The 12,914-nt window shown below is 40.7% G+C and carries 10 protein-coding genes and 1 tRNA gene; all 11 read right to left on the bottom strand.

Annotated features, from left to right (window positions below):
* Window positions 1-5: 5 nt before the first annotated feature.
* Window positions 6-884 (bottom strand): DUF5688 family protein, encoded by an 879-nt coding sequence (locus tag LKD48_RS02990; RefSeq protein WP_308731145.1) that lies wholly within the window; start codon window positions 882-884, stop codon window positions 6-8.
* A gap of 43 nt (window positions 885-927) precedes the next feature.
* Window positions 928-999: transfer RNA gene (locus LKD48_RS02985), tRNA-Arg, on the bottom strand.
* A 77-nt stretch (window positions 1,000-1,076) separates the two neighbouring features.
* The gene (gene efp, locus LKD48_RS02980) at window positions 1,077-1,634 is read right to left on the bottom strand and encodes an elongation factor P (protein ID WP_066556986.1); all 558 of its coding nucleotides are present in this window, start codon (window positions 1,632-1,634) and stop codon (window positions 1,077-1,079) included.
* Between the two features lie 149 nt (window positions 1,635-1,783).
* Window positions 1,784-2,284: a shikimate kinase gene (locus LKD48_RS02975; protein ID WP_118613256.1), complete on the bottom strand. Its 501-nt coding sequence runs from the start codon at window positions 2,282-2,284 to the stop codon at window positions 1,784-1,786.
* The gene (locus LKD48_RS02970; RefSeq protein WP_118613254.1) at window positions 2,281-2,778 is read right to left on the bottom strand and encodes a YqeG family HAD IIIA-type phosphatase; all 498 of its coding nucleotides are present in this window, start codon (window positions 2,776-2,778) and stop codon (window positions 2,281-2,283) included. Before LKD48_RS02970 ends, LKD48_RS02975 begins: the two co-directional genes overlap by 4 nt.
* Window positions 2,775-3,239 (bottom strand): transcriptional regulator NrdR, encoded by a 465-nt coding sequence (gene nrdR, locus LKD48_RS02965; RefSeq protein WP_066557028.1) that lies wholly within the window; start codon window positions 3,237-3,239, stop codon window positions 2,775-2,777. Before nrdR ends, LKD48_RS02970 begins: the two co-directional genes overlap by 4 nt.
* A 100-nt stretch (window positions 3,240-3,339) precedes the next feature.
* A complete protein-coding gene (locus LKD48_RS02960) occupies window positions 3,340-3,603 on the bottom strand; it encodes a PRC-barrel domain-containing protein (protein WP_118613252.1) in 264 nt (87 codons plus the stop codon).
* Window positions 3,604-3,706: 103 nt separating this feature from the next.
* A complete protein-coding gene (locus tag LKD48_RS02955) occupies window positions 3,707-5,299 on the bottom strand; it encodes a peptide chain release factor 3 (protein ID WP_227102375.1) in 1,593 nt (530 codons plus the stop codon).
* 78 nt (window positions 5,300-5,377) lie between these two features.
* Complete coding sequence (locus LKD48_RS02950; RefSeq protein ID WP_308731144.1) at window positions 5,378-8,239, bottom strand: hypothetical protein; 2,862 nt, start codon at window positions 8,237-8,239, stop codon at window positions 5,378-5,380.
* 70 nt (window positions 8,240-8,309) lie between these two features.
* Entirely contained in the window at window positions 8,310-9,569 is a 1,260-nt protein-coding gene (hisS, locus tag LKD48_RS02945) for a histidine--tRNA ligase (RefSeq protein ID WP_118613246.1), read from the bottom strand.
* A gap of 120 nt (window positions 9,570-9,689) precedes the next feature.
* Window positions 9,690-12,896, bottom strand: coding sequence for a hybrid sensor histidine kinase/response regulator (locus LKD48_RS02940; protein WP_308731143.1), 3,207 nt, complete (start codon window positions 12,894-12,896; stop codon window positions 9,690-9,692).
* Window positions 12,897-12,914 lie beyond the last annotated feature (18 nt).

The following is a 12,914-nucleotide window of genomic DNA, read 5'->3' as shown; positions in this document are numbered from 1 at the left end:
TGTGATTACACTACGATAGTGACAGTATCCTCGTCTGAATCATACTCATAAACATGATTTGACAAAAAATCTGTACTTACAGCATCTGTCAGATTTACCTCCTCCACAATTTCCTTTAACTGTGACGGATCTGTGTCTTTATCTTTTGCAAGAAGCAGTACCTCGTGCATACTTGACGGCAAAATATAATATGCACCGCCAAGCTTTTTTGCTGCCGTCCTAAGGATACCCGGATACATGATGACTGATGCTCCAAAAAATGCTTTACTGTTTGTCAGCGCAAATAAATGAGGAAAATCAGACTGTACTGGCAGCTCAGGCAGCCCAATCAATGCCTCTACGCTATTTAAAGACGGTGGAAAACGGCGAATCATCGATGTGATGGCTGTCTGGAATAAAATGTCCTCTGTCACCTCCCAGATTCTGCAATGATCCTGATACACAACGGCAGCACCCATCGTTGTGTCTGTTCCCTCAAATACCAGCTGATAGATAATGGCAAGATCAAGAATACGTCTATGTGGGACAAGTGATAAAAATTCCTTATTTTTCTGATATGAAATGAGCCGCACTGATAAAAAGGCAGCAGCACATTCAAAGTTTGTAAATATCTCTCCCTCCACTTTATTATTTTCTGTTACCATATCAAGCACGTTTTTTAATTCCTTTTGAATACTTTCCATAGAATAGCCATGCTGATATAAACGGTAAAACGGCGCCATATATATCCAAGGAGTTGTTCTTTTTCCTCTGTGGTATAATGACACCGTTTTTATCTTTGCTGTATGTTTTTGTTCAATTGTCTGCACGGTAATCTTTTCCTCTGCCTGGCAGGCGGACTGAAGACCCGCAGTAATGGTAAATAAAAATTGTTGATAATCCATATTGCTCCTCCGTTCTAAACTCCAGAAAAGCTGGATGAGAGAACACACCTGAAGGGAATCGAACCCCCGCACGTAGATCCGGATTCTACTGCTCTATCCACTGAGCTACAGGTGTATATGAGTCAGCTGTTAGATCAAACAGCTGACTCTGAAACAAAACGTTAAATATTTTGTTTTGAATTTCTGATCAGATTATACTCTGGATAAATACTCACCTGTTCTGGTATCGATCTTGATTACCTCACCGTTCTCTACAAACAACGGAACATTTACCTGTGCACCAGTCTCAACGATTGCCGGCTTAGTAGCACCAGTAGCAGTATTTCCCTTGAAGCCTGGCTCAGTATCAGTAACCTGAAGCTCTACAAACAGCGGCGGCTCGATTGAGAATACGTTTCCATTGTGGGAACATACTTTACACATCTCGTTCTCCTTAACGAACTTTAATGCGTCACCGATCAGCTCACTTCCAAGTGCGATCTGCTCATAGGTATCATTGTCCATGAAGTAGTACAGATCTCCATCCTGATACAGATACTGCATATCCTTACGGTCAATTCTTGCCTCCGGGAACTTCTCGGTTGGACGGAAAGATCTCTCGATTACTCCACCATTCTTGATATCCTTTAACTTTGTACGAACAAATGCCGCACCCTTACCTGGTTTTACATGCTGAAACTCAAGGATCTGATAGACAGTGCCTTCAATTTCCAAAGTCTTACCATTTCTGAAATCACCAGCTGAAATCATTTTTTTTCCTCCTGTAAATGAGAATTAACGGCATCTTTCTGTACTCTTGCACAGATGCCTATCGTTCTAAACAAACGCAAACGCCCATAAAATGGCGCTACATACTATATTATCATACAATAAAAAATATAACTTTTCAAGTAGTATTTTTAAAACTCTTTAAAAATTTCCTCTGCCAGTTCCCCAGGTGTTTTCTGATCTACGTCTAGCACAAAATCTGCACCGCTTAAATAATGTGCCTCACGCTGTTTCATCAGTGTACGCACACGCTCTCCACTATCATCTCCTTTAAGAAGAGGGCGCGTTGTGTCACCCTTTAAACGAGCCAAAACAGTCTCTGGCTGAATCCTTAAATAGACTACCATGCCGAGTTTTTTTAAAAGCTTTCTGTTTTCCTCACTAAGCGGCATTCCACCTCCGCATGAAATCACAAATTGCTTATCTTGTACAAGCAGCGTCTTGAGTGCTTTTGTCTCTGCCTGACGAAAATAATCTTCTCCTTTTTGAGCAAAAATATCAGAAATGCTCATTTTCTCACAAGCTTCTATATAGGCGTCAGTATCAATCAGCTCGAATCCTTTTTTTACAAGCTCTTTTCCTACTGTTGTCTTTCCTGCTCCCATAAAGCCAATCAAAACAATTGAACTCATCGCTTATTCCTCCTGTGGTAAAAAAACAATACTATACGCTCTATATAACGCTTTAGCACTATCTGTATTTCTTCCTTTGGATGAATTGGCTGAACAAGATATGTCCTAATTCCAGCTCTGTTTGCGCCATAAATATCTGTAAAGATCTGATCTCCGATAAAAATCGTTGTATCTGGTGTTGTATGAATACGCTTCATAGCGTCCTCATAACCGCGTACTGATGGCTTCCCTGCTTTATAAATATAGTCACTTCCAACTTCCTTCGCAAACGGACTGACACGCGGCTCCTTATTATTTGAAATAATGCAGGTTTTTAAACCAATGCTGCGAAGATGTTCAAACAATTCCTTTGCCTGTTTTGTAGCTGGCTCTCCATGCCTTACAAGCGTATTATCCACATCGAATAGTACGCCACGCACGCCGTTATCATATTCCTTTTGATAATCAATCTGGTAGGCAGACGCTGCCTCTGCCCATGGATACAATTTACTCACTGTTTTTTCTCTCTCTGAATCATATTTTCAAGCTCTTGTGCAAAATTATTCAAATCCGTAAAAGAGCGATATACACTCGCAAAGCGCACATAAGCGACCTCATCAAGTGTTTTTAACTTTTCCATCACCAGCTCACCAATCACCTTGCTGCTGACTTCTTTTTCATAATTATTAAAGATAGTTGTCTCAATATCATCCACCAGACGATTTACTGCATCAGTCGGGATCGGACGTTTATGGCATGCCATAACAATTCCAGTTTTTAATTTTTCCCTCGAATAAGCCTCTCTTGTCTGATCCTTTTTTACTACCATCAGCGGAAATACTTCAATCTTTTCATATGTTGTAAAGCGCCGGTTGCACACCTCACACATCCTGCGCCTGCGGATCGCAGTATTATCGTCAGAAGGCCTTGAATCAATTACTTTTGTTGTATCTTCTCCGCAAAACGGACACTTCATTGCTGCCTCCATTCCTGCTGTCTGCCAGCATCTCTTTAATGCTATTATTATAAAATAAAAAGGTATGTAAGGTCAAGTTTTTTCTGAATTGTTTTCAATTCTATTTTTCTTTATCTCTGATTGGTTTTTCTCCCTCATCAATATCAACTAATATGATATCTGGTCCAATCTGACATACTCTGCAAAATGGAATGCGATATTCCGTATCTCGTCCGAATAACCCACATATTTTTCCTGTGCCCGGAACAATCAAATGTGTTATGCAGCCTGTTTTTCGATCAAATTCAATGTCACACACATAGCCAAGTCTTTTGCAGTCTTTTATATTAATCACTTCTTTTTGCCTTAAATCACAAATACGCATATGCTACCCTCAAAAGCATTTCACTTTCTCGGTATAGTATATGCGTATTAAATATATTCTGCCTTCTGACAAATATATTAGACACTATGTTAATATATATTGTTTAGTGCTCTGTTCCAAACTCAGACAGCTTTAAGCCTGGATTTCTTTCCAGTACCATCTGCGGACTCCAGCTATTTGCAAACAATAACAGCGGACGATCCTTCAGATCCTTAATTTTCTTCATATCGGATGTTCCATTGATTCTTGCTACATCCACATTCTCCCAATCCTCAATCCAGCGGATATACTCGTATGGCAGCGGATCAAGGCGAATCTCTACATTGTACTCATTTTCCAGACGGAATTTCAAAACGTCAAACTGCAGCACGCCGACAACGCCTACAATGATCTCTTCCATTCCAGTGTTAAATTCCTGGAAAATCTGAATAGCACCTTCAAGAGCAATCTGACTGATTCCCTTAATGAACTGCTTACGCTTCATTGTATCCATCTGACGCACTCTGGCAAAATGCTCTGGTGCGAATGTTGGAATTCCGTCAAATGCCATATTACCCATCTTAGGAGAACATATTGTATCTCCAATTGAGAAAATACCTGGATCAAATACACCAATGATATCTCCGGCATATGCCTCTTCTACGATTGTTCGCTCTGATGCCATCATCTGCTGTGGCTGTGTCAGACGAATCTTTCTGCCGCCCTGCACATGGTTCACCTCCATGCCGGCTTCAAACTTTCCAGAACAAATTCTCATAAATGCGATACGGTCTCTGTGTGCCTTATTCATGTTTGCCTGAATCTTAAATACAAAGGCAGAGAAATTATCATCAAATGGGCTGATTTCACCAATTGAGCTATGTCTTGGAAGCGGTGATGTTGTCATTTTTAAGAAATGCTCAAGGAATGTCTCAACACCAAAGTTTGTCAGTGCAGAACCAAAGAATACAGGAGAAATCTCACCATTACTTACCTTATCCTGATCAAATTCCTCACATGCACCATCAAGCAGCTCAATATCCTCAAGCAGCTTCTGATAACCAATAATACCAACCTGATCCTCAGCACCTTCAACATCAAGCTCATGACTCTCAATCTCATGCATACCTGCATCTGCTGCAACGAATGTAGTAATCTTATTTGTGTTACGATCATAAACACCCTTGAAATTCTTACCGCATCCGATTGGCCAATTGATTGGGCAGGTCTTAATACCAAGCACGCGCTCGATCTCATCCATCAGATCAAATGGGTCATTTGCCTCACGGTCTAATTTGTTGATAAAAGTAAAAATTGGAATATGGCGCATAACACAAACCTTAAACAGCTTAATTGTCTGCGCCTCAACACCCTTAGAAGCATCAATTACCATAACGGCAGAATCTGCTGCCATCAGAGTACGATACGTATCCTCTGAGAAATCCTGATGACCTGGTGTATCCAAAATGTTGATGCAATAGCCTTCATAGTGGAACTGTAAAACGGAAGAGGTTACGGAAATACCTCTTTGCTTTTCAATCTCCATCCAGTCAGAAACAGCGTGCTTTGCTGTTTTTCTTCCCTTTACGGAACCTGCCTGATTGATTGCTCCTCCATATAAAAGGAACTTCTCTGTTAATGTAGTTTTACCCGCATCCGGGTGAGAAATAATGGCAAACGTTCTTCGTTTGCTGATTTCATTTTCATATAATGACATTGTGTTCCATGCCTTTCTTCTTCAAATGTTCTTATTTACTATTTTTCATTTTGTTCACAGCAAACTATTGTAACAGATTCAGTCTTTTTGTGCAACCCCATTCACAATTTTATACCATTTACCATTATACCAAATCCGTCCAGAATATCCCCAATTAAGGTATCCGTTCTGAATGTAATACAGTGTACCATAATATTCAACAAGACCATTGTAATTCCAGTTCAAAATACCTTTTTCTACATAATACCAAGCACCATCACTGTGTTCTACAAGGCTCGTGTAATCCCACTTTACACTTCCTGACTGAAGATAATACCAAGTTCCATAATAATTTATCAGTCCTGTATAATTCGACACTATTCCGCCTAATACATAATACATATTTCCCTGATATGCTGCAAAACCTGTGTAACTAGTATCAACCTGATCATTTTTATAGTAATATTTCTTTCCATCAGAAGCCACTGAAATTCCATTTAGGATTCGTCTGTTGGCACACCTGCCTTCATTGATTCCATAATCCAGATAATGATCTACATACTTTGTATTATCATCACCAAATAATTCCTGCAGATCCGGATAATTCGCTTTATAGAGCGTAACATCAAATGACTCACTGGCACGTCTGCCTTCACCTATTCCATAATCCACAAAATGCTTCAATGCTGCCGCATAATCATTTCCAAATGCTGACTTTAAATCTGAGTAACGATTCAAATAGTATTTAGCATCAAATACTGGAGCATAGTCAACGCCTTTATAAATTGTTGACGTCTTATCACTGTCATCATTATCCTCTGCGAAATCACCTTTTGTTCCATCCCATCCGGCTTTTTTCCCAGTTAGGAAATAATGCTCATAATACGCGTCAATATCATTTCCATATGCTTTTTCAAGCTTTGGATAACGCTTTCGATAAGAATTCACATCAAAGCCATCAAAAAATCCCTGTTCTATCGTTACACCACAACCAACAAACAAACGGTACTGTGTCTGTGTGCCATCCTCAGCTGTAACGGTTATTGTGCTAACCTCAACCTTGTGAGACATGCTTCCAATATTGGAAAATTTCAGTGTAGCTGATGAAGATGCAGTTTTTACTCTGATATTCGCATAAACTGTCTTTTCTCCTACACTATAATAAAAATCTTTTTGTGTCTTATCAAATGCAGTGATTACTTCCTGGTCATTTACTGTCAATGACTTTAAGCAGCTATTTTGATTTTTTCGTTCCTGTGGTTTGGGTGAAGATACCGGACGCTCCTCATAAACAGGAATCAAAAAAACAAAACTATTTCCTAATTGACCACTATTGGTATAGGATCTTCTTACTTGATTTCCCTCTGAATACGGTGCCATGATATTGGTCATGTATTGATGCCAATATTTACCGTTATACTGACCGTCATAGTCAAATTTTTGGGCATATAGCGTATTCTGATTTTTGAGAATATACAGATTGGCAAACTTCAATGAACCGCCAATCAATGCCTTTGTTGGGGTATCCCAAGATCCACTTGATACTGTACCATCTGGAAGCATCATTGTCGAACCCGTCTTTGCCTCTTTTAATCCATTCTGCACGATTTGATCTCTACTTGAACCAGTTGCCTGTATATTGAAATAATTGTACAATCCTTCATATCCAGCATATTTTCCAGAAATCAAATCAGACGTACCTGCTCCCTGTTCTTGTCTAACACGACTTGCAAGTGCTACCGGATTAATATTATATTTTTCTCCAACCCAACAAAACAACCATGCATATGTATACTCTGCACCTGGAACTTTCGCATTCGACATAAATGTATTGGCAAGTGCAGCCTCAACTGCCCCTTGTGTCTGATACTTCTCATAGATAAGTGATTCAAACATAAAAATGTCATTTTCATTTAAAAAATTTCTCGGATCCATATAATAGCGCACAGTCTCTTCTGACGCACCAGCCCAACCTGGTTCCCATTGTTTCCACGTATTGGTCTGCCAATTGTAATCTCTGTCTAACATAGATCGGAAGCATTCATTATAATAAGTGCTTACAAGCGCTCTTGCAGGTGTCGTAACCTGTTGATTTACTGCATATGAAAAAGTATCGCCAACATAAACTGGCTTAAATACCCAATTAGGATGTGCTTGATGAAGTGCATTCAAGGCACTTTGGTAATCTGCTGGAAAGGCCTGTGTCTCATCTGCTTCCATCAGATCAGCATCATAGCTTACAGAAAGCACTTCAAATGGAATATAACCTTCATAGCAATATTCATTAATATCAAAAATAACATGCGCCCATCGCGGCTCTTCCTCCACACAAACTACAGATGTTATGTAAACATAAGAACCCGCTGGAAGTGTCACCAACTCTGACGAATCTTTTTTCCATCCAGAATATACTTTTGAATCTGTATTTAAGCTTGCATTAGCATAGAAGCTTTCTTCAACTCCTTCTAACTCTGCTTCTTCAGTTGTTTCCTCTTCTGTTGACTCTTCTTCTGTTGACTCTTCCTCTGTAAATTCTTCTGTAGAATACTCTGTTTCATTTTCCTGTGTTTCTTCTACACTGTCAGACTCTGACGAGGTCTGCACTGTCTCCTGCGTCTGAGGCTCACTTTGAATTTCCGTTTGTGTTGGCTGCTCTGTCTGAGCTTCACTTGTTTCTGCCTGTGATATAGATGACGATTCTTCCGATGGAATCACTTCACTTTCCTGCGCAGATGTTTCTGTCTGAGTTTCCTGCGACTGAGTCTTGACCGTTTCGGATTCTGTTTCAGACGTCAGCTCTTCAGGCTGCATTTGCGTTTCTTGCATCTGCTCTTGCAACTTCGTTTCAAATGCACTTTGACTGGACGTTTCCTGTGCTGCTGTCGGAATAACAGACCCTAACAGCATTCCAATAGAAAGCAGTCCTGCAATACCTTTTTTCAGCAATACTTGTTTTCTCAATCGCCTTACCTCCATTTTAGCTTACACAGAAACGACACTGCAGCAAACGCTGCAGCGCCTTTACATGTGATTACTTTAATGCTTCCTTATAAAACTCCTTGAACTCGCTGTAGCCTTCTGCTGTCAGCTGTTCCTTCTGGAACTTCTTATTCTTATTCATCCATGCAACAAGAATCTGCTGTCCTGCTGCACGTCCTGCCATTGCTTCCTGAAGAACAGTGCCAAGCACCTTGCTATCTACACCCTTTTCTACCAAATATGCAATCTTTTCCTTGCTGCCTGGAACAGTAAAGCCCTCATCTAAGAGAATTGTTACAATACGCTCAAATCCGATTGAGAAGCCACATGCTGGAGTTTCCATTCCTGTGAACTTGCCAACCATCTTATCATAACGTCCGCCTCCGGCAATTGAACCTGGGAAGCCCTCTACTCCGATCTCGAAAATAGTTCCAGTATAGTAAGACATACCACGAACTAATGTTGGATCAAACTGCAGCTTAAAGCTTGCCTGAGTTGTTGCCGTAACTGCCTCACAAATCTGCTTTAAGTTCTCTGCTGCGCCGCCCTCTAAGCAATCACCAAGTGTCTCTGCAAGATAAGCAACACCATCCTCTGCTTCATTCAAGCCTTTGAACAGACCCATATAGCGTTCGATTGATTCCTCTGCAAAACCATTTGATGCAAGCTCTTTTGCTACACCATCAAGACCGATCTTATCCATCTTATCCAAAATGATAAAGACTTCATCATACTGTGCTTCATCAAAGCCGCTGTACTTTGCCATGCCCTTTAAAATACGGCGGTCATTGATATGTACGGTAAATCCCTTAAAGCCAACCTTTCCAAGAAGTGTAGTTGTTGCCAAAATCAGCTCGATCTCTGCAAGATTTGTCGGATCTCCAAGAATATCAATATCACACTGATAGAACTGTCTGAAACGACCCTTCTGCGGACGGTCAGCTCTCCATACCGGTCCGATCTGCAATGCCTTAAACGGCTTTGGCAGATTTGCTGCATTATTGGAATAATATCTTGACAACGGAACAGTCAGGTCATAGCGAAGACCACTATCTACCAAATCTGCTTCTGTCTGTGCTGTTTCTAAGTTTAACTTCTCACCACGCTTTAAGATCTTAAAGATAAGCTTCTCATTCTCACCACCCTGCTTATTGCTTAAGTTTGCAATATTTTCAACACAAGGTGTTTCAATCGGTGTGAAACCAAATCCCTTATACGTTTCCTTAATCAGCCCAATCACATAATCACGGATCTGCATTTCTGCCGGCTGAATATCCTTCATGCCTGTAACAGGCTTCTTTACTAATGCCATAAAACACTCCTCTTTCCACTATCAGGGCTTTCCCTGTATGATACACTACGTTCAACATTATACGTTTTTGCAATAGGCTGTGTCAACTGTTTTTTAGTTTTCCCATCCCATGAGAATAAATTACAGCCAGTTTTCCAGAACATCATTAAGTTTATTCATATCCAGCGGTTTTGCGATATGTCCATTCATGCCTGTATTTTTTGCCAGCTGTACATCTTCCGCAAAAGCATTGGCGGTCATGGCAACAATAGGCAGTTTTCCCTGTTCACCCGGAAGGCTCCTGATTGCTGCTGTTGCCTCATAGCCATTCATGACAGGCATTTGAATATCCATAAAAATAAGATCATACGAACTTTTCGGAGAAGCTTCCACTTTCTCAACTGCAATTTTCCCATTTTCTGCTGTTTCCACTTCTGCACCTGTCATCTGCAAAATTTCAACAGCAATTTCTCTGTTTAATTCATTATCCTCGACCAACAGAATCCTTTTTCCCGTGTAGTCTGATTTTGACAGCTTCTCCAAATAATTTCTTGCTGTTTTTTCTTTTCTTTCTGAAGTAAACTGCCGCAGTGTAGCCGTCAGACGAGAACGAAACAGCGGTTTTGCAATAAAAGCATCTATGCCTGCAGCCTTTGCTTCTTCTTCGATCTCGCTAAATTCATAAGACGTCAGTACAATGATGGTGATCTCTTTACCTATCCGTTTTCTGATCTGTCTGGCAGTTTCTATGCCATCCATTTCCGGCATCTTCCAGTCTAAAATAACAGCAAAGTAATCATCTTTCAACTCATGACGTGCATAACAGCACTCAACGGCTTCCCTGCCAGAGAGAACCCATTCACCCATAATACCGATTTCCTTCAGTGTGGCAACTGTACTTTCACAGCATGTCCTATCATCATCCACAACCAGAACCGGCAAATTCATTAGATCTTTGTCCTGTTCTTTTTCTTTTTCCTGAAGCTCCAGATAAATTGTTACCGTAATTTTAGTTCCCTTGTGTAAGGTACTATCCACTTTAATAGTGCCATTCATCAGGTTCACAATATTTCTGCTGATTGCCATTCCCAGACCAGTTCCCTGAACCTTGGTTGTCCTGTGGTCATCTGCGCGGCTGAAAGGATCAAACATGATCTTCTGGAATTCCGGTGACATACCGATCCCATTATCCTCAATCGAAAATTCATAGCATCCAAGTTCCGAAAATCCATTTGGCTTTTCCTCTATAGAAAAGGTAATATTTCCACCATCCGGTGTATACTTGATCGCATTGCTCATCAGATTCACAAATACCTGCTGGATTCTCAGGCTGTCACCACAGACATCCTCATGTTCAATATGATTGATGTGTATATCAAAATTATGTTTATGTTCATCAAGCACCGGTTTCGTAAGCGTAATAAGATTATCCACAAGCTCCGACAGATTGAAATCTTCCTGAGCCAGCGTCATTTTTCCACTTTCAATACGTGCCATATCCAATACTCCATTGATCAGCCCCAACAGATGACGACTTGATTCTGTAATCTTGCCAAGACACTCAATAACTCTGTCATGACTCTCAATATTTGCTCCTGCGATTGCCGTCAGACCAACAATGGCATTCATCGGTGTCCGGATATCATGGGACATATTGGAAAGAAATTCTGTCTTCGCACGATTTGCATTTTCTGCCGACCGGTAAGCTTCTTTCAATGCCTGACGAGATTCGATCTCTGCTTTTTTCTCCTGTGTCACATCTATGGATGCCAGCAATACTCTTACGAGCTTTCCATTTTCCCATTTTAATGGAATATAAGAAGCTATTTTATAAGTCTTTTCATCCAGGCTGCAGTACTCAAACTTATAAATATCATTTTCACATTTCAGATTCTTCCGGATATTTTCCGGTGTTATCAGTATATCAATAGCTTCCAATGGTTCCAGTGTCTTATACTTTTCAAGAACCTGCCTCTGGAAATCATGATAAAATCCCAGAGGTTTATATATCATCTGTCCATTCAGATTGTAGAATTCATATCTGTCATTTTCCAGATCACAGACAACAAAGCGGTCAACCAGACGCACAATACTCTGAATCAGCTGCTCCATGGAAGCATTATCCGCTGCCATCTGCAGATGCCGTGCGCTCTCTACCTTTGCATCCGTGATATCACGCAGAAAGATCATGGCATATTCTGAATCCTCTATCTCGCCACGTATGATCACATTGCGAACCCATCGTTCTTCTCCATTCAGAGTGATTCGGCACTCCAAAGACAATTCAGTTTCCAGACCCTTCAGCTTTTCTGCAATATAACCACGGTCGTAAAAAGAGGATACCGCCTTCTTATCTGTCTCCACAACATAGGAATCCACAAAATGGCGAATCAATTCATCCCACGTATAACTCTGTTCAAAGACTGTCATCAGGGACGGTTCAACCTTAAAGGTATCAAAAGTATTCGCTTCCAGATTCACATAATACTCGCACAAATCTGCTTTCGTAAAAGCCCGGTGGAAAGCAGCAGATTTTTGTGCCTGCATGATTTCTTTTTTCTCCCCATCAATGTTAATAAAAATCCCGGCAATCCTGCTTGCAGAACCATCCAGACGGCGTATTACTTCTGCCGATGCCCGAAACCACTGGTACTGATTATTCTTCATTCTCAGACGATACTCTACCTGATATTTTATCTGGTTCGTCTTATCCGCAATTGCCGCCTGAAGCTGCGCCATTACTCTTTCTTTATCCTGTGGATGCAGAAGATCTGACCAGGATTCCAGTTTATTCGGAAAGTCCAGGGTGTCATGATAGCCAAGCATTTTTCTAAATTCATGACTCCAGTTTGCATTCACAATCTCGCTGTTTTCGTCACAGTCAAAATACCAGAAGCCGGAATAGATAGCCTCATTGAGCAGTGCCAGATTTACATGATCCCAGTTGACCTGTACGGACATAACCCAGATCTGTCTGCCTGCCTCATCTGTCGCATCCTCTTTACAAAGCCGTACATTATTCACTGTACCGTCTGCTGTAAGGATCTGTGCTTCCCCTGTTCCGTGAAGCTGCAAAAAACGGTCTCGCTCCAGTATATCTTCCTCGTCATAAAAGAAGTTTCTCAATGAGCCTTTTGTCTGTTCCATGAAAGTATCGTATGTATATCCTGTACTATGCAACAGCAGATTACTTACAGACAAAATAGACAGGTTTTGGTCATAAGATCCTGTCATTATACCTACCCCGCCATTATTTTCCAGTGTTTTCTGTACGGCCTGTGACATGTCCTGTGTCTGCCCCGTTACAGTCTCACCTAAGGAATATATTTTGTCTTCATAATTTTTCATTTTATAAAAATCCTCTCT

It is taken from the genome of Anthropogastromicrobium aceti (assembly GCF_020687335.1).
In the GTDB taxonomy this organism is placed as follows: Bacteria; Bacillota; Clostridia; order Lachnospirales; family Lachnospiraceae; genus Anthropogastromicrobium; species Anthropogastromicrobium aceti.
The sequence above is the reverse complement of the archived record's forward strand: the minus strand, read 5'-3'. Positions and strand labels throughout refer to the sequence as shown.